Origin of the sequence: Fictibacillus sp. NRS-1165 (assembly GCF_050468105.1) — a bacterium.
In the GTDB taxonomy this organism is placed as follows: domain Bacteria; phylum Bacillota; class Bacilli; order Bacillales; family Fictibacillaceae; genus Fictibacillus_C; species Fictibacillus_C terrinigri.
In genome coordinates, this window is sequence record NZ_JBDPNU010000004.1 from 84,744 (window position 1) to 104,491 (window position 19,748).

At 44.9% G+C, this 19,748-nt stretch carries 21 protein-coding genes, 1 pseudogene and 2 riboswitches; of the genes and pseudogenes, 18 read left to right on the forward strand and 4 right to left on the reverse strand.

Annotated features, from left to right (window positions below):
- Position 1: 1 nt before the first annotated feature.
- A complete protein-coding gene (gene cspD / locus ABHN01_RS01690; protein WP_290399891.1) occupies positions 2–202 on the reverse strand; it encodes a cold-shock protein CspD in 201 nt (66 codons plus the stop codon).
- Positions 203–364: 162 nt separating this feature from the next.
- Positions 365–670, reverse strand: coding sequence for a late competence development ComFB family protein (locus ABHN01_RS01695; RefSeq protein WP_429874119.1), 306 nt, complete (start codon positions 668–670; stop codon positions 365–367).
- A 166-nt stretch (positions 671–836) separates the two neighbouring features.
- Between ABHN01_RS01695 and ABHN01_RS01700 the strand changes: the two genes are divergently transcribed.
- The 9 genes from ABHN01_RS01700 to map all read left to right on the forward strand — a co-directional run bounded on the left by ABHN01_RS01700 (position 837) and on the right by map (position 9,620).
- Positions 837–1,517, forward strand: coding sequence for a GntR family transcriptional regulator (locus tag ABHN01_RS01700; protein WP_429874190.1), 681 nt, complete (start codon positions 837–839; stop codon positions 1,515–1,517).
- 66 nt (positions 1,518–1,583) lie between these two features.
- Positions 1,584–2,519: a 2,4-dihydroxyhept-2-ene-1,7-dioic acid aldolase gene (gene hpaI / locus ABHN01_RS01705; RefSeq protein ID WP_429874120.1), complete on the forward strand. Its 936-nt coding sequence runs from the start codon at positions 1,584–1,586 to the stop codon at positions 2,517–2,519.
- On the forward strand, positions 2,516–3,307 hold the full coding sequence (locus ABHN01_RS01710; RefSeq protein WP_429874121.1) for a fumarylacetoacetate hydrolase family protein: 792 nt from the start codon (positions 2,516–2,518) through the stop codon (positions 3,305–3,307). Before hpaI ends, ABHN01_RS01710 begins: the two co-directional genes overlap by 4 nt.
- The gene (gene hpaE / locus ABHN01_RS01715; RefSeq protein ID WP_429874122.1) at positions 3,291–4,805 is read left to right on the forward strand and encodes a 5-carboxymethyl-2-hydroxymuconate semialdehyde dehydrogenase; all 1,515 of its coding nucleotides are present in this window, start codon (positions 3,291–3,293) and stop codon (positions 4,803–4,805) included. The genes ABHN01_RS01710 and hpaE overlap by 17 nt, the downstream gene beginning before the upstream one ends.
- 44 nt (positions 4,806–4,849) lie before the next feature.
- Complete coding sequence (gene hpaB / locus ABHN01_RS01720) at positions 4,850–6,325, forward strand: 4-hydroxyphenylacetate 3-monooxygenase, oxygenase component (protein WP_429874123.1); 1,476 nt, start codon at positions 4,850–4,852, stop codon at positions 6,323–6,325.
- An 11-nt stretch (positions 6,326–6,336) separates the two neighbouring features.
- On the forward strand, positions 6,337–7,320 hold the full coding sequence (hpaD, locus tag ABHN01_RS01725) for a 3,4-dihydroxyphenylacetate 2,3-dioxygenase (RefSeq protein WP_290399885.1): 984 nt from the start codon (positions 6,337–6,339) through the stop codon (positions 7,318–7,320).
- A gap of 143 nt (positions 7,321–7,463) precedes the next feature.
- The gene (locus tag ABHN01_RS01730; RefSeq protein ID WP_429874124.1) at positions 7,464–7,919 is read left to right on the forward strand and encodes a pyridoxamine 5'-phosphate oxidase family protein; all 456 of its coding nucleotides are present in this window, start codon (positions 7,464–7,466) and stop codon (positions 7,917–7,919) included.
- Between the two features lie 236 nt (positions 7,920–8,155).
- Entirely contained in the window at positions 8,156–8,758 is a 603-nt protein-coding gene (locus ABHN01_RS01735; RefSeq protein ID WP_429874125.1) for a TVP38/TMEM64 family protein, read from the forward strand.
- Positions 8,759–8,873: 115 nt separating this feature from the next.
- Positions 8,874–9,620 (forward strand): type I methionyl aminopeptidase, encoded by a 747-nt coding sequence (gene map / locus ABHN01_RS01740; protein WP_429874126.1) that lies wholly within the window; start codon positions 8,874–8,876, stop codon positions 9,618–9,620.
- Between the two features lie 64 nt (positions 9,621–9,684).
- Here the strand turns inward: map and ABHN01_RS01745 are convergent, their stop codons facing one another.
- A complete protein-coding gene (locus ABHN01_RS01745) occupies positions 9,685–10,533 on the reverse strand; it encodes a bifunctional 5,10-methylenetetrahydrofolate dehydrogenase/5,10-methenyltetrahydrofolate cyclohydrolase (protein WP_429874127.1) in 849 nt (282 codons plus the stop codon).
- A 52-nt stretch (positions 10,534–10,585) separates the two neighbouring features.
- Positions 10,586–10,675, reverse strand: a riboswitch (ZMP/ZTP riboswitch).
- A 140-nt stretch (positions 10,676–10,815) separates the two neighbouring features.
- Between ABHN01_RS01745 and mgtE the strand changes: the two genes are divergently transcribed.
- Together mgtE and ABHN01_RS01755 are read left to right on the forward strand one after the other, a co-directional pair.
- A complete protein-coding gene (gene mgtE / locus ABHN01_RS01750) occupies positions 10,816–12,174 on the forward strand; it encodes a magnesium transporter (protein WP_429874128.1) in 1,359 nt (452 codons plus the stop codon).
- Between the two features lie 136 nt (positions 12,175–12,310).
- Positions 12,311–12,480, forward strand: a pseudogene (locus tag ABHN01_RS01755) (GNAT family N-acetyltransferase); the annotation flags it as partial.
- 68 nt (positions 12,481–12,548) lie between these two features.
- Here the strand turns inward: ABHN01_RS01755 and ABHN01_RS01760 are convergent.
- Positions 12,549–12,968, reverse strand: a complete 420-nt coding sequence (locus ABHN01_RS01760) for a MarR family winged helix-turn-helix transcriptional regulator (protein WP_290399879.1) — start codon at positions 12,966–12,968, stop codon at positions 12,549–12,551.
- 356 nt (positions 12,969–13,324) lie between these two features.
- On the opposite strand from ABHN01_RS01760, the gene ABHN01_RS01765 reads away from it, so the two are divergent.
- The 7 genes from ABHN01_RS01765 to ABHN01_RS01795 all read left to right on the forward strand — a co-directional run bounded on the left by ABHN01_RS01765 (position 13,325) and on the right by ABHN01_RS01795 (position 19,659).
- On the forward strand, positions 13,325–13,993 hold the full coding sequence (locus tag ABHN01_RS01765) for an N-acetylmuramoyl-L-alanine amidase (RefSeq protein WP_429874129.1): 669 nt from the start codon (positions 13,325–13,327) through the stop codon (positions 13,991–13,993).
- Between the two features lie 531 nt (positions 13,994–14,524).
- Positions 14,525–16,135 (forward strand): ribosomal protection-like ABC-F family protein, encoded by a 1,611-nt coding sequence (gene abc-f, locus ABHN01_RS01770; RefSeq protein WP_429874130.1) that lies wholly within the window; start codon positions 14,525–14,527, stop codon positions 16,133–16,135.
- A gap of 79 nt (positions 16,136–16,214) precedes the next feature.
- Positions 16,215–17,048 carry an STAS domain-containing protein gene (locus ABHN01_RS01775; protein ID WP_429874131.1) on the forward strand — a complete coding sequence of 278 codons (834 nt, stop codon included), beginning with the start codon at positions 16,215–16,217 and terminating at the stop codon, positions 17,046–17,048.
- Positions 17,049–17,160: 112 nt separating this feature from the next.
- On the forward strand, positions 17,161–17,364 hold the full coding sequence (locus ABHN01_RS01780; RefSeq protein WP_429874132.1) for a hypothetical protein: 204 nt from the start codon (positions 17,161–17,163) through the stop codon (positions 17,362–17,364).
- Positions 17,365–17,386: 22 nt separating this feature from the next.
- The gene (locus ABHN01_RS01785) at positions 17,387–17,755 is read left to right on the forward strand and encodes a hypothetical protein (RefSeq protein WP_429874133.1); all 369 of its coding nucleotides are present in this window, start codon (positions 17,387–17,389) and stop codon (positions 17,753–17,755) included.
- Positions 17,756–17,809: 54 nt separating this feature from the next.
- Positions 17,810–18,448 (forward strand): serine/threonine protein kinase, encoded by a 639-nt coding sequence (locus tag ABHN01_RS01790; RefSeq protein WP_429874134.1) that lies wholly within the window; start codon positions 17,810–17,812, stop codon positions 18,446–18,448.
- Between the two features lie 75 nt (positions 18,449–18,523).
- Positions 18,524–18,611: riboswitch (cyclic di-GMP riboswitch) on the forward strand.
- 118 nt (positions 18,612–18,729) lie between these two features.
- Positions 18,730–19,659 carry a GGDEF domain-containing protein gene (locus ABHN01_RS01795; RefSeq protein WP_429874135.1) on the forward strand — a complete coding sequence of 310 codons (930 nt, stop codon included), beginning with the start codon at positions 18,730–18,732 and terminating at the stop codon, positions 19,657–19,659.
- The last annotated feature ends 89 nt before the right edge of the window (positions 19,660–19,748 follow it).

Below are 19,748 nucleotides of genomic sequence, written 5' to 3' on the forward strand. Positions count from 1 at the left end.
GTTATCTTTTTACTACGTTGGACGCCTGCGGTCCGCGAGCACCTTCTACGATTTCAAATTCAACTTCCTGGCCTTCTTCTAGTGTCTTGAAGCCTTCGGATTGAATCGCTGAGAAGTGTACGAAAACATCATCAGCACCTTCAACTTCGATAAAACCAAAACCTTTTTCTGCGTTAAACCATTTTACTTTACCTGTTTGCATTACTATGCCTCCTAAAACTTTGCACGTTGTGCCTTTATTACCATAGAACCTTTCAAACATCACTACAACACAAAATATGTAATCAAAGTCTAAATGGTTGGAACTACTATATCATAGAAAAGTTTCGTAAGCAAGTCGTTTTGTCAGAAAAATTAAAAACCTTTACTCCTCTGAAGGGCCGTCCTCTGAGACAGGGCGGGAAAGATGGTGGGAAGGCTGTACAGCTACTTTTCCGGTAGCTTTCACGATTTCATTGAGTATGTTAATTCTTGATTGATCGTTAAAGTTTTGAGCTTTTACATAAGCATAGCCATTTTCATTGGAAACATAGCGTGGAGGAAGGTGATTGAGTGTAATAACATAAACATCCGTCTTGCATAAATCACATTTACAAGGGAGTTCGAGCTGTTTCCAATAATAATTTAACGCCTCTTCTACAAGAATTTCCATTGCATTTCTGACTTTCATGTCAATATTTTCCCCTTTAATAAGATAGAACTAGAATAGCTTATTTTTACTACGCCTGTAAATTATTTAGGTGAAGGATGGTTCCTTCGGCCTATATTTAGGAATAATATATGATTTTCAGAAAATTCTGTTGAAATCATATATGATTTTCAACTATCATAAACTTATGGAAAATAACAACAGAATCAGCAAGCAGCAGTATGCCTACAAGGTTATTAAATCACGTATTCTAGATGGGCGATATCCACCAGGGTACAGGATTGTTATTGATCAGCTGGCAAGAGAACTGCACACAAGCGCCATCCCGGTTCGTGAAGCCATACGCAATCTGGAAGCTGACGGGCTTATTCATTTTAAACCCTACAGCGGTGCTATTGTCACCCCCTTTCATGAGAAAGAGTATCTGGAAACGCTGTCTGTTCTGGCTGTATTAGAAGGTCACGCGACTGCCATTTCAGCACAGCATTTCCCCCGCCACAAAATTAACGACCTCATTGCGATCAACAACCGGATGAAAGAGGCATTGGATGAATTCGATTTTCTTATGTTCGGGAACTGCAACAGGGAATTCCACAGCTTAACCTACCAATACTGCGATAATCACTTCTTAGCAGAAAACATCAAATCCACCTGGAACAGACTCGACCGAGTAAGGAAGATGGGCTCCGCCACCAAGCCGGCACGAGCAAAAAAATCCATCGAAGAACATGAAAAGATCATTGAAATGCTTCTTAACCGTCATGCTTTCCAAGAAATTGAAGCCTATGTCCGCGCCCACAAATTAAACACCGTACAGTCATTCTTGGAAGAAAAGAAAAGTCAGGAAGCATTTCGAAATTATACATGATGAGGAGGGAAAAGCTTTACTTTTGCATACTGCTTCAGCATTACGATTAAAGGAGAGATGATGATTTTGTCCACTAACAATTTTGATGAGATAAAAAGCAGGCTAAAGGGATCTGTTGCGCCTATCATTACGCCTTTCCAAGCGGATGACAGCCTTGATTTGGAAACCCTTCGTGGCTTGATCAATTGGCATATTGAAAGCGGAAGCCACGGAATTTCAGTTACAGGCACGACTGGAGAACCGAGTTCATTGACACTTCAGGAAAGAGAACAGGTGATGGACACGGCGATCCGTTCTGCAGCAGGCAGAGTGCCTGTCGTACCTGGAACAGGCTCGACCAATCATCTGGAAACCTTGCATCTGACGAAAAGAGCCCAGGAAATGGGAGCAGATGCAGCCATGGTTATTGTACCTTATTACAATAAGCCTTCTCAGCACGCGTTATATCAACATTTCAAAGCAGTTGCAGAGTCTGTTGATATCCCTTTGATCATCTACAATATTCCTGGTAGAACAGCTGTGAATCTTGAAGTGAAAACGCTCGCGAGGCTAAAAGAGGACTGTCCGAACATCATCGGGGTGAAAGAGTCGAACAAAGACTTCGAACATGTCAATCGTGTTCTCCTTAACTGTGGAAGGGATTTTCTGCTGTTCTCCGGCATTGAGCTGCTCTGCTATCCGATGCTTGCAATCGGAGGGAAAGGCTATATCAGTGCAACGGCCAATGTTCTCCCAGGGAAGGTCGCGGAGGTGTACAATGCGTGGGAAGCAGGAAACGTTGAGGAAGCGATGCAGCTTCATTATGAACTAATGCCGTTGAACGATGTTTTGTTCAGGGATACAAATCCTGCACCATTAAAGGCGGCACTCGGAATGATGGGCAAAATTAAGCCGAGGCTGAGACTTCCGATGGATCTGCCATCTGATGGCATTCAAAACGAGATTCGTACTGTATTAAACCGTTATGGATTATTGAATAAAGTGGGGAGTGAGATGCAATGAAGCACGCACGTATCCTGCTTGAAGGCAGAGAGCGGACGGCGACGTTAAAGGATGATCGGCTTCTTCTGAGCTGTGGACGGACGATCTTAACGAGCGAAGCAGAGGCTTGGCTTCCGCCGCTTAAACCGAATAAGATGATCGGTCTGGCATTAAACTACGCGGATCATGCGGAGGAGCTAGGATTGGATAAACCGGCTGAACCTGTACTCTTCATCAAGCCGAACAGTTCGCTAGTCGGCCATAAAGCACCCGTTTATTATCCGGATGGAGCTACTTATATGCATTATGAAAATGAACTGGCTGTGGTGATCGGAAGAGAAGGAAGAAATATTAAAGCGAAGGAAGCGATGGAATTTGTAAGCGGTTACACCATTGCGAATGATGTAACGGTCCGTGATTTTGTCAACAACATGTACCGTCCGCCCGTCCGTGCAAAAGGGCATGACACCTTTGGACCGCTTGGACCTTATGTTGTGGATGCTGCAGATATTACTGATCCAAATAACTTAGAGCTTAGAACGTACGTTAACGGTGAACTGAGGCAGCAAGGCAATACAAAGAATTTGATCTACAGCATTTCTGAGCTCATTGAGTTCATTTCTTCGTTCATGACACTGGAAGTGAACGACATCATTTGGACGGGGACACCTAAAGGGATTTCTCACGTTCATCCGGGTGATACGTTAAGACTTGAAATTGATTATATCGGAACTCTTGAGAATAAAATTCTTGATGGCCGCTCTGCGGGTACGGCAGCAGGAGGGATGCAGCATGAGCAGCAGCTATGAAAAAACCGTTCTCCATTATATAAATGGTGAGTTTGTTCCTTCGATATCAGGTGAGACGTTTGCCAATCTCAATCCATTTACGAATGAAACGATTAATGCGGTCGCCGAAGGAACGGAAGCGGAAATTGATACTGCCGTTAAGTCAGCAAAGGCCGCCTTTAGAACAGGACCGTGGGGAAGAATGAAACTCAGCGAAAGGCTTAAACACATTCATAAAATTGCGGATCTCATCGACCGCGATATTGAGCAGGTGGCGAAGCTGGAGTCTTTGGATACCGGTCTTCCGATCTCTCAGACGAAAAAAATGGTTGGAAGAGCAGCAGACAACTTCCGTTTTTATGCCGAAATGGTAAAGAACAGAATGGTTGGTGAAGCCTACCATGTAGACGATGAATTCATCAACTACACGATTCAGAAACCGGTGGGAGTCGCCGGGTTAATAACTCCTTGGAATGCCCCTTTCATGCTCGAAACATGGAAAGTTGCGCCGGCTCTTGCAACCGGGAATACGGTTGTGCTCAAGCCCGCTGAATGGTCGCCGCTGACCGCCCATAAGCTCGGAGAAATTATTCATGAAGCCGGTCTGCCGGGGGGTGTATTCAATATCGTTCACGGATTCGGGGAAACCGCAGGTGCAGCCTTAGTCGCCCATCCAGATGTTCAGTTGATTTCGTTTACGGGTGAGACGAAAACGGGTTCGGAAATCATGCGTAATGGAGCCGATTCCCTTAAACGGTTTTCCATGGAACTTGGGGGCAAGTCGCCCATCATCGTGTTTGAAGACTGTGATGTTGACCGTGCCCTGGATGCATGTGTATGGGGAATTTTCTCTTTTAATGGAGAAAGGTGCACAGCCAATTCCAGACTGTTCGTTCAGAAGTCCATCAGCGAATCCTTCATCCGCGCATTAAAAGAAAGAGTTCAAAACATTATTGTAGGTGATCCTTCCCATGTTGATACAGAAGTCGGTCCGCTGATCCATAAGGATCATTATGAAAATGTGAAAAGGTATATAAAGATCGCTGAAGATGAAGGCGGTGAGGTTTATGCTGCTGAAGTGCCGAAGCATCTCTCGAAAGGCAACTTTATACCACCGACTCTACTGTTGAATGTGAAGAACGGCATGACGGTGGCTCAGGAAGAGATATTTGGACCGGTCTTAACGGTTATGACCTTCCAGACAGAAGAAGAAGTCATTGAGATGGCCAACGATGTTAAATATGGGCTAGCCGGCTATGTCTGGACAAATGATATGAAAAAAGGACATCGGGTTGCAGGTGCCATAGACGCTGGGATGCTTTGGGTGAATTCACAGAACGTACGCGATCTGCGCATACCGTTTGGCGGATCTAAATCGTCTGGAATCGGCAGAGAAGGCGGCCATTATGCGTTTGAATTCTACACAGAAATGAAAGTGGTTCATGTGGCGGTGGGTGATCATCATATTCAGCAGTTTGGCAAAAAGAACAAAGCTGCATCTGCAAACACAAACGCCTGAAGCTAGAACAACAGCAAGCTAGTATATGTTGGGAGGGAATGACATTGCCTGCACGCACGGGAGAGCAATATATAAACGGTTTGAAAAGGGCTAACAACAATGTTTGGATCCATGGAAAACGAGTAACTGATGTAACAGAGCATCCAGCCTTAAGGAATGTGGTGCGATCCATTGCCAATCTTTTTGATCTCCAGCATGAAAAAGCAGAAAAGATGCTCTACACCTCAGATACAACTGGAGATAAGGTCGGTCTATCGTTCATCGCCCCGAAAACAAAGGACGATCTAACCGCGCGCCGTGAAATGTTTACTGAATGGGCTCGGTACACGGGAGGCATGATGGGACGCACGCCTGATTACTTGAATACAAGTATCATGGCGTTTGGCACGGCAGACTCTTTCTTTGCACAGGGAGACCCGATGTTTGCAGAGAACGCGAGAAACTATTATCACTATTGCCGTGAGAAAGATGTCAGCCTTACGCACACGCTCATCCATCCGCAGACCAACCGTTCGAAAAAACAGTCTGAGCAAAAGGATCCTTATCTTTCTGCAAGAATCGTAGAAAAGAATAAAGAGGGCATTGTCATAAAAGGAGCACGGCTTTTAGCAACGCTTGGCGGTGTAACGGACGAGATTGTCGTGTTCCCCTCCACATTAAACAAGGCGGCGACAGAGGATGATCCGTACGCCATGGCTTTTGCTATTCCTAACAATACCGAGGGCTTAAAGTTTCTCTGCCGGGAGTCCTTTGACCTAGGAAGGAACCAGTGGGACCATCCGTTAAGTTCGCGGTTTGAAGAGAGCGATGCAATCGTCGTGTTCGATAACGTGCTTGTGCCATGGGACCGTGTGTTCGTTGGGGGCAGCTCCGATATTTGTAACCGTACGTATGTGGAAACAAACGCGATCGTACATATGGCCCACCAAGTCGTCGCAAAGAATACCGTAAAAACGGAATTTGTTCTCGGCATCATCTTAAGCATCATGGATGCCATTGGTATTGATGTATTCCCGCACGTAAAGGAGAAAGCATCCGAGGTCATGCTCATTCTTGAAACGATGAAATCTCATCTGTTCCGAGCCGAACAAAATGCGGCCCTTGATGCCTATGGAAACATGACGCCTGATTTTGCACCGCTTAATGCAGCTCGAAACTGGTTTCCAAAAATGTATCAGCGTATGGTCGAGATTGTAAGGATCTTGGGAGCATCCGGCCTGATGGGCATACCAACGGAGGCTGACTTTGAAGCTGAAGACATCGGGGAGCTCGTCCACCGCTATACACAGGGTGCGAACATCAATGGTTACGAAAGGGTTCAGCTTTTCAGGCTCGCCTGGGATGTGTGCATGAGTTCCTTTGGCGGCAGGCAGGCGCTGTACGAATATTATTTTTTTGGAGATCCTGCGCGCATGTCCAATATTTATTATGATGGCTTCAACAAGGAACCGTACAAGCAAATGGTACAGGAATTCTTGAACCGTTTGAAGACCCCTGACCATAACTATGCGCGGATTTAAGGAGGTGCTTTATGGACTTTAATATCATTCGAGTGGCCCGAGTGGTCATGAATGTAACCGATCTGAATGCATCACGGGATTTTTATATCAATGCGCTTGGATTTATCGAGACGGAAAATGATGGAGAGCATATCTATTTGCGGGGCCTGGAAGAACATTGTCATCATTGTCTTGTATTAAAGAAAGCGGATCAGCCGGGTGTTCATGCCATCGGGTATAAAGTATGGCATGAAGATGATTTGGAGAAAATTGAAAGGCTTTTCAAAAGGGAGAACCTCTATACACAGTGGGAGGAGGCGGGAACCCAAAAGGCTCTCGGCCGAATATTGAAGGCGACCGATCCTTCGGGCATGCCGCTCGAATTCTTTTCGAAAATGGAAACGGTGGAACGCTGCCTGCAGAAGTATGACCTGTATAAGGGAGCACGCATCCAAAGAATCGACCATGTTAACTGCATGGTTCCTGATGTAGAGAAGTCCGTCGCTTTTTATACACATAAACTCGGTTTCCGTTGTTCCGAATATACAGCTACTGATGATGACAGAACATGGGCTGCCTGGCTTCACCGTAAGCCGTCTGTTCATGATGTTGCGTTTATGAACGGAGAGGGCCCCCGCCTTCACCATGTGGGCTTCTGGCTTTCTGATCCGATGAGCCTTATTCATTCCTGTGATGTGCTGGCAAGCATGGGATATGCAGACTGTATCGAGAGAGGGCCTGGGCGGCACGGCTTATCCAACGCCTTTTTCCTCTATATCCGCGATCCTGACGGAAACCGCCTCGAGCTCTATAACGGAGATTATTTGACGTGTGATCCGGATTTTGATCCGGTAAAATGGGATATTAACGACCCGCGCCGCCAGACGTTCTGGGGGCATAAAGCCCCTGATAGCTGGTTCGAAGAAGCAGCAGCATTTATACAGCAGGAAACTGGCAGCCCTGTTCAACAGTCAAAAGCGGTTTTGGCCCAGCAGAAACCAGATTTTGTGACATGACGCAGAGTAAGGAGAGGAGGAGCTGTCATAAGAGAAGTTTTCTTATGGCAGTTTTTTTAATACTTGTATTCGTTCCTAACCCAGCGGGATTATGAGATGATAGAATCGTACATCTGAATGGATAAAGAAGGGAGCACTTTCAAATGGCCAAACGGGAAATACCTGTTCAGCTTTCAATGGAACTTTTTGAATATTTACAAGGGGAAAAACTGGTGCTGCTCGGTACGGTGGATGCAGAAACGAATGCGCCGGGAGTGACTGCGATCTCTTGGGTCAAAGGTGTCGACGAAAAAAGAATCAGATTTACTGTAACAAATAATTCCCGAATTGTCGCTAACATTAAGGGAAATCCCCAGGTCGTTCTAACCGTCTTTGGCCTGGGGAGCGTCTATTCCATCAATGGAAAGGCGGTTATTCTTGAAGACAGAATGGAGGGGGTCCCGCTAAAGCTTGCCAAGATCGAGGTAGTGGTCGACCACGTCTTCGAGAGTATGTTCTGGGGAGCTAAGATTGTGCAAGAGCCTGAATACGAGAAAACCACGAATGCAGATAAGGCAAAAGAGCTAGATCTGCAAGTGTACGAAGCTCTAATGAAATAAGATCGGAAAAACTATCCGGAATGAAATGCACTACCAATGGTTAAATGTATCTAACGATTGGCGGCACTTCAGAATGGATGGTTTTTTTTGTTGGTTGTTTACTAGGACTAATTGAGTGAATATGGTAAACTAGTTGAAAAGTCTGTCTAATCTTGGCGATATTTAGAGGCTCATGATGGGATTAAATTAAGGTTGAAATGGAAACGATGATACCAATAGAGAAGGGAGACCGGGCTATGAATTGGAGTGAGTGGAAATCATATCTTTCGCAGGAAAACATTCTGCATTTTTTAGAGCAGTACCGGGACTTGGGCTTCTTGCCCGGCGTGCTTCTCCCGCTGCTTGAGGCCATAATACCCGTTTTGCCCCTGTTCATTATAGTGGCAGGAAATGCTGCTGCCTACGGATTTTGGCTGGGAGCTCTTTTTTCCTGGCTTGGTGCTGTGATCGGTTCGCTCATCGTTTTTTATTTCGTTCGGAAACTGGGGCAGCAAAGATTTCTTCATTTTATTACAAGGCACCGTAAGATCGAAAGGCTGCTGGGTTGGATGGAACGACATGGTTTCGGGACACTCTTCCTCATCTACTGTTTTCCATTTACACCTTCTGCCTTAATCAATGTGATTGCCGGATTGTCACGGATCAATCAAAAAACATTTGTTTTGTCCGTAACTCTGGGCAAGCTCGTGATGATCGCCATCATCTCCTTCATTGGATACGATTTTTTGGATATCATAAAAAATCCGTTAAAGCTAGGGTTAGCGGTATTTGGCATTTTTGTCCTCTGGCTGGGCGGAAAACTTGTTGAATCGAGAATGAAACAAAGCCACCAGGCGTAAATCAACCACTGATTTGCGCCTTCCGCTGTTTTTAGCCCCTTGTTGGGAACCAATACATAAACAAAGAATATAGTAAGTTTACACTTACTTATTTGCAGGATGGGAAAGGATAATCATGATTATTTACAAGTCAAAAAGCAATATTGAAAAAATGCACAAAGCCGGACAATTATTGGCGAACTGCCACAAAGAGATCAAGAAACTCATCAGTCCGGGAATTTCTACGCTTGATATCGATACATTTGTGGAACGATACCTTAAAGAGCACGGAGCTACACCAGAACAAAAAGGATATCAGGGCTACCCGTTCGCTACATGCGCCTCTGTAAACGACGTCATCTGCCACGGTTTTCCGAACAAGAAGAAACTGAAGTCAGGAGACATCGTGACCATTGATATGGTCGTTAAATTGAACGGCTGGCTCGCCGATTCCGCATGGTCCTATACAGTAGGCGAAGTATCCGAGAAAGCGCGTCATCTCTTGGAAGTTACCGAAAAATCGCTTTACATCGGCATTGAAAAAGCTGTGATCGGCAATCGGATCGGAGACATTTCTCATGCGATCCAGAAATATGCAGAAGGCGAAGGGCTTTCCGTCGTACGCGAGTTTATCGGACATGGGATCGGACGCGTAATGCATGAGGATCCTCAGGTACCCCACGCTGGAACAAAAGGAACAGGGCCTCTCTTAAAAGAAGGGATGGTCCTGACGATCGAGCCTATGCTGAACACAGGCAAACGCTATGTGAAGATCGATAATGACGGCTGGACCGCCCGAACGTATGATGGATCGCTTTCTACTCAGTATGAGCATACGATTGCCATCACGAAAGAAGGTCCTCTCGTTCTGACCGCTCAATAATAGCAATAAACGATAACCACAAAAAACGGATTCGCGAACAATCTGCGGATCCGTTTTTTCTATGTTACTTATTCTCCAATTTTTTCTCGGCAGCATCCACCGTATGCTTTAGCAGCATGGCGATAGTAACAGGGCCGACACCTTTGGGAACAGGGGTTATCGCCCCGGCATTTTTCTCACATGCTTCATAGTCAGCATCACCGATGTTTCCAGGGTTATAGCCGGCATCCATGACTACGGCCCCTTGTTTAATCCAATCCCCCTGAATGAACTTAGGTTTTCCGACCGCTGCGACGACAATATCAGCCTGCTTTACAATCTCACCTAAATTTTGGGTATAGGAATGGCAAGTGGTTACAGTCGCGTTTCGGTTAAGGAGAAGCATGGACACCGGTTTGCCAAGAATTGGGCTCCTGCCAACAACAACAGCGTGCTTGCCCTCAATTGCAATGTCATAAAAATCCATGATGGCCATGATGGCTGCAGGTGTACAGGATGGATAGCTCCCAAATCCGAATGAAGTCTGGCCAAATCCCCAGCTTGTTACGCCATCTACATCTTTTTCAATGTCGATCGCTTCAAAGGCGGCTCTTTCATCAATGTGAGAAGGCACCGGATGCTGAAGCAGGATGCCGTGAACGTTTTCGTCTTGATTTAATTCGTGAATGGTGTTGAGTAAATCTTCTGTGGTGATGTCGGCAGAAAGGTGAATTCTCTTGGATATGATTCCAAGCTTTTCACACGCGTTGCCTTTCATCTTCACATAGGTAGCGGAAGAAGGATCATCCCCGACTAAAACAGTCGCCAAACAAGGTGTGATCCCTTTGCTGGTGATTGAATCCACTCTTTTTTTAAGCTGCTCTTTAATTTCCGCAGCGACACGGCTGCCATCAAGTATTAGCTTGTTTTCCATCCAATTACCTCCTGAGAATAGAAAAAAGGCAAGGAATGATACATTGATCCCTTACCTCTGCCCAGACGAACGGCTTTTTAGGTTAAAACTGCAGCTTCCTTGTGGTCAATTCCACACGTTCTCGTCAGTTGCTGCTCTTTAATTTCTTATGTTGATTTGATTATACCTCATGTGCTCGTCCGGATTCAATACACCGGTGCACGATTTTTAAAATACTATGTTGCATTCGCAGTTTCTTGGAGATTCTTATATAATAGGAACGATATCAAGGGGGTGACATTCGTGTTCAAGGAAATGACGGAAAATCAAATTCTGCTGTATGTTATAAAAAGTTTGAAAGAACTTCGGAAGAAACAGTTTCAGGAATTAATGGATGAGCTCCATCCCTATGACATTGCAGAAGTCTATAGAACGCTGCCTGAAAAACACCGGCATAAATTTCTTACCTTCCTGACGACAAGGCAGCTGGCTTCTCTTCTCCAGCAACTTGACAGCCATTATCAGATTGAGATACTTCACAAATTGGGAATCGAGCGGTCCTCTCATATCATGAATGAGATGGAAAACGATGACCTCGCCGACCTGCTGAGCAACTTTTCGTTTGAAGAGATTCAGGATTTTCTTGCATCCATGAGGGCGGATGAATCCCGTACGGTCCAATCTCTCATGCAATATCCTGCCGACACGGCCGGCGGAATCATGACCAACAGGTTCGTATGGATTCCGCAGATGTTTACGGTGCGGGATGCGGTCGATAAACTGAAAACGTTCGCAGGTTTTGCTGAAAATATTTATTATTTGTATGTGATTAATGAAGAAAAGCAGCTAGCCGGTGTCGTCTCCTATCGGGATCTGCTGCTGGCTGACATCAACGATCGGATTGAGGACATCATGTTCACCCGGGTCATCTCAGTTGAAGCTGACATGGACCAGGAGGAAGTGGCACGCACCATTGAAAAGTATGATTTTATTGCTGTTCCTGTTGTGGACGATAATGACGTTTTACTTGGGATTGTAACGGTAGATGATGTACTTGATGTTTTAATTGAGGAAGCAAATGAGGACATTGAAAAATTATCTGCTTCAGGAAAGTCCATCGACTTTAGCACGAGTGCTTTTGTAGCTTCCTACCGCCGGCTTCCGTGGCTCATTCTCCTTCTGTTTATCGGTATCATCTCCGGCAGTATCATTTCAGCTTTTGAAGGTACGCTGTCAAAGGTCGTTTCGCTCGCTTTTTTCATGCCGATGATCGCTGGAATGACGGGTAATACTGGAACGCAATCACTGGCGGTCGTGGTCCGGGGGCTTGTTTCTAATGATATTGATAAAAAAGTGATCTGGCGCCTTATTTTCCGAGAATTCGGTGTAGGATTAATCATTGGCACGACCTGCGGAATCTTGATCGCACTGGTTGCTTATTTCTGGCAGGGAAATGCCATCCTGGGGCTCGTCGTCGGCAGCTCGCTATTTTTGACGCTCATCATTGGGACACTTGCAGGAACACTGATCCCGCTTCTTTTATATCGCTTTAACGTGGATCCTGCTGTTGCTTCAGGACCCTTGATCACAACGCTTAACGACATTTTTTCATTGCTTGTCTATTTCGGAACCGCATCAATCTTTATCTCGCATCTCGAGTGAAATGAAGCCCGCCATCGTTGAAATGGCGGGTTTTCTTATGTAATTTGTTGATTCCGCTGAAAAAAACAATCCAAGAATTTCAGACTGGGGAAACGGTGAGGAGAAGCCTCATCCAGGCACTTGAATCTAATAGGAATACCGCAAGCAAGGACTGGCAAGCAAGTGTACAGCTGCATTATGCGAAGAAATCCTGGCGGAAGGTAAGACATTATGCCTGTTCTATAATAATCCAGATGCGGTTCAATCTATAAGCGATTAGGCTTTAAAGATATTGGGATGTGGAGCATGTATACGCCTGCAGACTGAAAGTTTTCGCCGGGAAAATGGCAAGAGCCCCTCTTCGATCAGGAGTTCTCGCCATTTGGCTTTTATTATTACACCATTCGGTTTAAGTAGTCTATCATTCTTTCTACTTCTTCATCAGAGAGCGCGGAGAATTTTTCTTTGAAATACTCGTGGCGGATGGAAGCCAGTTTTTCTGCAACCGAGTGGCCTTTTTCTGTTATCTTTACGTACACGATCCGCCGGTCAGTAACCGAACGTTCTCTCGTAATCATATCTTTTTTTATTAGACGGTCTGTTACACCGGTAATGTGGCTGGATGATACCTTCATTTCTGCGGCCAGTTCAGACGCAGTAAGAAAATCTTTATCTTTTAATAGATTCAGCACTGCAAATTCGTTGGCGGGGACATCATCAGAAAAAAGGTCATTAATGTCTTTCCTGAAAGTCCGAAAGGCAGTTTGGAAGCTTTTTTCAAGATTTATAATTGACTCCGTGCGATTATCACTCATATCATTCACCTATTCTACGTTTAGTTCAATATTGGCGCTTCTATTAAATATAGTATACTGTAGCAGCGATTTACTCAAACATTTATCTGTTTTTAACACAAAATTTCCTGTTTTGGAACTTCTTTTCTTGTTGATGGTATGGTACCCTCAAAGTGGACAATGACATCAGAATGAGGTTGGAAGATGAAAAACAGTACATTATGGTTTTTGCTGCTTGGAATTGGTTTTCTTGCAGGAATCGTCTACTGGGTGTGGGTGTTCGCCACCCATTAAAGGGAGAAGAGCTGTCGATACAGACAGCTCTTTTTTTATTTTTCTGTCTATATATAGGTAAACAGAAATGAGGGGATGGGCTCATGCCACAACGGTATAATATCACTTCTATGCTGATCGATAAAAAGTGGAAACAAAGGCCTGGCGGCAACAGAATGCCGCGGTATGCGGTAGCACATGATACTGGCAATGAAGGTTCCTCAGCTCTTCAAAATTTTAAGTATTTTAACAGCAGGGATTTAGATGCTTCTGCCCATGTATTTATTGATGACCAGGAAGTCCTGATGATCATCCCGCTGCATGAAAAAGCCTGGCACGTCAGGAAGCAGGTATCGGATGCCAATGACTGGGCGATAGGGGTTGAGCTATGCTATGGAGGAAAGATTTCCGGAGAGGAAGCATACAAGCGATATGTATGGTTTTTTGCATGGCTGTGTGAAAGCTATGAATGGAATCCGATGCTTCATGTGAAAGGGCATTTTCAGCTGGATCCAGGCAGACGGAGGGACCCAGTAAATGCTTTACAAAGGATCGGTAAGAGTTTTGAAGATTTTCTGGGAGATATTAAAGATCAAATGGCGATCATCAAAAGGGAAGGCAAGGGTGAACCAGCGGTTAACGAAAACAAACGCGACAGGTTTTACCGGGTCCAAATCGGCCGCTTTGAGCAAAAAGAAAATGCTGAAAAGCTGGTGCGAAAAGCCAAGAAAGCAGGATTTGCCGCAATAATACATGTAGATGTGTCTTCATGAAATGATGTGGAGCCTATTGCAAAATGAATTTTTAAAATGGTATAATTGGAACAAATATACTATTGGATGAAAGGAGGGGTAGGAATGCTGAATGGTGTACGTTGTATGGTGGATTGGCTAACGGTTGAAGTGCGCTCTATTACACATGTAATAGCTGTCAACGGGAGAAGTCTGTCCAAATTTCATACAACATTTGTGCATCAATAAGTTTTCCATACCCATTCCTCATCAACGGATCAAACCATGGGCAGGTATACTTGCCCATGGTTTTTTTTGCTGGCTGCAGTGTCTAGCTGCAGCGCCCAGGGCTGAAAACGAACTTCGGTTTTCAGCATAAATGATGAAATATTATTTCATCTTAGGTCCTCCCAGGACGAAATATAACTGTGATTTCGTCCCGGATCGCTTCACTCTTGCCCCTCGGCACAAAAAGCGTGTTGAGGGACAAAAGCTCCAGCACTTGTCGGACTTAAGCAGGGCGCTTTCGCTTTTCTGATGAATGGGTAAACCAAATTTGAGGAGTGTTTACCTATGATCATTTGTTCCGCTAACGGCCTCACCAAAAGCTTCGGAGGACACACTGTTTTTAATAACATATCGCTTGAAATCCACCACACAGACAGAATTGGCCTGATCGGGCGCAACGGTACCGGAAAAAGTACGTTATTTAAACTGCTGGCGGGCACCGAGCAGCCGGACGAAGGAAATGTTCATCTTAAAAAAGGTTCGGCAGCCGGCTATTTGGAGCAGGTGCCGGTCCGATCGGACGATGCTTCGGTTTATGAAGTGTTTATGCAGTCCTTTTCTGAACTTCATGAAATTCAAGAAAGAATTCTTGCTCTGACTGCAAAAATGAGTGATGCCCCAAATGAAAAGCAGCTGGAAAAATGGCTGAATCAACTATACGGACTGCAGGAGACCTATGAAGAACTAGGCGGTTACTCGATTGAATCCAAGATTAATGGAATTGTAAAAGGCCTCGGCCTTGAAGCGGTAAGGGATATGCCGTTTTCTTCCATCAGCGGAGGCGAAAAGACAAAGGCAGGGCTCGGCTGTCTTCTCCTGCAGGAGCCGGATCTGCTTTTGCTTGACGAACCGACCAACCATCTTGATTTAAGCACGATGGAATGGCTTGAAGACTATTTGCTGAAGTATAAGGGTGCAGTGATGATGATCTCTCATGACCGCTACTTCCTGGATCGCACCGTGAATAAAATTTATGATCTCGAAGACGGGGGAGTGACCCTTTATCACGGAAATTACAGTGTATTTGCAGCTGAAAAAGAAAAACGCCTCCTTGCTGAATTTGCTCAGTATCAGGAGCAGCAAAAAAGAATTAAAAAAATGGAGGAGGCGATTAAACGGCTCCGTGACTGGGCGATCAGGGGTGATAATGGCGATCTTCACAGACGGGCGCGCAGCATGGAACGGGCGATTGAAAGGATGCAAAAAATCAAACGCCCGGTACTGAACCGCAGAAAAACCGAAATCAGTTTTCAGATGAAGGATCGAAGCGGAAAAGAAGTCCTAACTTTGCTGGATGTTGCAGTAAGCTATCCTGGAAGGGAGATACTGAAACAAGTGGATCTTTTCATCCGTTTTGGTGAAAAGGTAGCGATCGTAGGCAATAATGGAACAGGAAAGTCTACCCTGTTAAAAGCAATCTTAGGGGAGCAGGAGGTTACAGGTCTTATCGAGATTGGAAGGTCCGTCAAACCCGGATATCTTTCCCAGAACGGACTGAAAAGTCATCCGGATGAGACAGTACTTTCGGCTTTTCGTGAGGCAGTTCCAGTGGATGAAGGAACTGCTCGGCATTTGCTAGCCAAGTTTTTGTTTTATGGTCAGTCTGTGTTCAAGAAGGTAAAGGATCTAAGCGGAGGAGAGAATACCCGGCTTCGCTTTGCCCAGCTCGTCCACCAGGATGTGAACCTGCTGCTGCTTGATGAGCCGACCAACCATCTGGATATTGATTCACGTGAAGTCCTGGAGGATGCCCTCGAAGAATATAATGGAACGGTGGTAGCTGTTTCGCATGACCGGTACTTTTTAAATAAGCTCTTCAACCGTGTTGCCTGGATTCAGGAAGGCGAGATCCAAGAGTACTTGGGAACGTATGATGAGGCAAGGCGCCAAAGGTGATGAAATCGTTTATTATGAGCCTGCTATAGTGTATGATGATAGGAGCATAAAAACGATATGAGGGATTGAGGAGGAGACGATGGACAAGGACTTAAGGGCTCTGGGAGACCGCATTATTCAGCATAAAGAAGAACTTGCTGACGCCGTAACACAGAATCGGATTAAGAATGGAATCAATCCGCCGAATGAACGGCAAAAACAGCTTTTAATCGACTGGCGCATCGAACTGTTTCAATTCATTGGTGAAGCCTTATACTCAAACCTCGAACAATCAGAAAAAAGATTTTTGGAATGGGGAAAAAAAAGCGGGCAAGCTGCGGTGGAGATCAACTTGTCCCTTGATGCCGCTCTTGATTCACAACGGCTGTACCGAAAATTGATCTGGGACTTCGTCGGTAAAGAAGTGGAAAAAAATGAATATGATAACCAGACAGTCATGAGGGCTGTAGGCATTATTGATCCATTATTGGATAAGGTGGTATATTCTTTCAGCGTGGCTTATGTGGACTATAATAATCATCTTCTCGATCTGGCCCGGGAGGCTCTTGAAGAACTATCAGTTCCTGTTGTCCGCCTTACGCAGACCGTCGGGGTCTTGCCGCTGGTTGGCCCCATTGATACTCACCGCTCTAAATTAATTATGGAGATCGCTCTTAACAAATGTATGGAATTGCAGATTGAGCACCTTTTTATTGATTTATCAGGCGTTCCGATCATTGATACGATGGTTGCCCAAAATCTGTTTCAAGTGATCACATCGTTAAAGCTTCTTGGTGTAGAGGTAACGTTGACAGGCATGAGGCCTGAACTAGCTCAGACCGTTGTTGCGCTGGGAATCTGCTTTGAGGGATTTTCCATCGCAGGAAGCCTCCATCAGGCGCTTGAACAAAAGGGATTATTGCAGAACGTGTAATAATATTCGATTTTATGCCTATCCTTATTAAGGATAGGCATATTTTTCTAGTTGCATAAGGAACATTTGTTCGCATATACTATGAATAAAAAATGGTAAGGCGGTGGCTAAAATGAATCGATTGCTGGCGCGTTGTGTGTCTGAACGTTCTCCCTTTACGATGATCTATCAGTCTGGCGCCGGACAGCTTACTCAGCGTTACGTTTTTCCGATTTCCTGTGACGGAGATACGTTAACCGCTTATTGCTGCCTACGCAAACAAATCCGCATGTTTAAGCTGTCTAATATTTTGTCGGTCGCCGGAAAAACGGCCTGAACGGCGATCGGGAGGGCCAACCATGTTATACGGCGATGAAACCGATCGTATACTAGTAGACAAATATATTATGTATCCTATGCTGCTTACCATCTTTAACCGGGATTTAAAAGTGATTGCTGTTGCCCCTTTCAAATTAAAGCAGCCGTATGTTACTCTCATTGAGAATGTGATGAACGCTATCAGTTATGAATTAAGAGACGTAAAAAAAGAAATGATGAAGCGTAAAATTAAAGTGACGGATGGAAAGCCAGTGGATGACATCACAGAATATCAGATTTTTATCCGGGGATACCAGGAAGTCATGAGGTTCCCGAATGTCCATCTTCGGAATAAGGCAGAATTGCTGATGAAACATTTTCTTTTTGATACGCTGATAGAGCACAAATAATAGAGCTGTTTCATCGCTTTGTGCGATAGACTTTGGAACCGGGCAAGGTGGATCATGAATAAGTATACGGAGCTAGCAGAAGAGTTAACACAGGAAGCAAGAATAATCAGCAGAAATCCAGGTGATCCGGTAGAAGTGCTGTACGCACCCGAGCCTTGGAAACTCCTCGGATGCGGTAATTATGCGGCCGTTTTCGTACATCCTGAATATCCTCACCTGGTCGTTAAGATCTATGGCAGAAATCATGAAGAACTCCTCGAAGAGATCTCTGTGTACCGGCAGCTTGGGGAACACCAGGGATATTCGCAGTGTTACGGATATGGAGAACGCCATTTGATTTTAAAGCGCATCAAAGGAATCACCCTCTATGATTGCCTGCATAAAGGGGTGAAAATTCCCGAAAAAGTGATTCGCGACGTGGATGAAGCGTTGCGCTATGCCCAAAAACGAGGGCTTTTTCCACGGGATGTTCATGGCAAAAATGTGATGATTTCCGAGGGCAGAGGCATCATTGTTGATGTTTCTGATTTTTGCAAGAACGAGGAATGCTACAAGTGGAGTGATTTAAGAAAAGCTTATTATAAAATCTACCTGCCGTTCTTTTATAGGTTTCCTCTTAGGGTACCTTATCCGGTGCTGAATGGAATACGAATCGGATATCGGTGGTATAAGAGATGGAAAATGAAAAAATAGGCCAATAGCTTCATTTTATGGTTGGTAATAATAGGGATATAGTATATAATTACTATAAAATGAATGGAAGAGACCTTTGTCTCAGAGCAAACCATCTGAAAAGGTGGGACGCAAAGCTGCGGGCCTAACGTTTGTAAAAAACCATGGCGGCCGGGTTGCCAAAGGGAAAAGAGCGATTTCCCTCAGGAGGAGATGGCTTTTTTTGATATGTACGGGCAAAATTCATCGTGAATTAAACGCCGGTCACTTCTTAAATCCTATTGAATAGAGGGATCCAACCTATGGCAGAAACGGACATTGCCGACCTCAAAAACCGTCTGTACAACGTACATATTGCATCCATCCCCAGCATCATCGACCGGCACCTTCTTTACTTGGAAAAGAACGAAATGTTTGTTGCCTTCCTGGGCTATACGGGTTCACACTATCGGCTGCATTTGAAAAGAATGTTAACTGCCTTGATAAACGGTATTTTTATACAGCATGAAGAGTTCAACTCCTGTATGCAGCAAATGGAAGATCGCGGTTTTAAGCAGGGGCATGATTTTGCAGGGCAAAAGGCAATTCCCCATCAGCTGCTGCCTCTTCTCGCAAAAAGTCTGCGGCAGGAGGGGAACCGTGCTGTTCAGAACCTGATTAAAGAAGAGACAGCAGAGAATAAGCTTTTTTTTCTGGAGAGATGGGGACATGCTGCCAATTCTTTAATGATCGGTGTCTTAAGCGGTTATTTTTCAAAGCAAGTGGCCGATTTGAAAGAGCTGAGCATTCGAGACCCTTTGACGAACTTATACAACAGGCGCTATTTTTATCATTGTCTTGAAACGGAAGTTCAGAAGGCGACAAGGGACAGGTATCCCTTGTCGCTGATCATGATGGACATCAACAACTTTAAAGAGATTAATGATCGGTCTGGCCATCATATGGGAGATGAATTGCTGCAGCAGTTCGCGTTCTTTGCTGAAAAGCTGAAAATGAATCTTGGCTTCCGGTTCGGGGGAGATGAGTTCGTATTTTTACTTCCCGGCCATACAGAGCAAACAGCCTTTCAACTCGCCGGCCGATTTGACCGCTATTTGCGTTCATGGAATGACAGTGTTTCGCTGGCATATGGGACGATAAGCCTGCATGAAGACGCCGTATATAACATTGAGCATTACCAGCGTCTGGCGGATGAAAGAATGTATACGAATAAAAGACACATTAAGCGGTGATCAACAGCCGTTCGATGCCTGCCTTGTTCCAGTTAAAGGCAGGCTTTTCTGCAGTCGTAATCATTCTTTTACATACTATTTTATGAGAT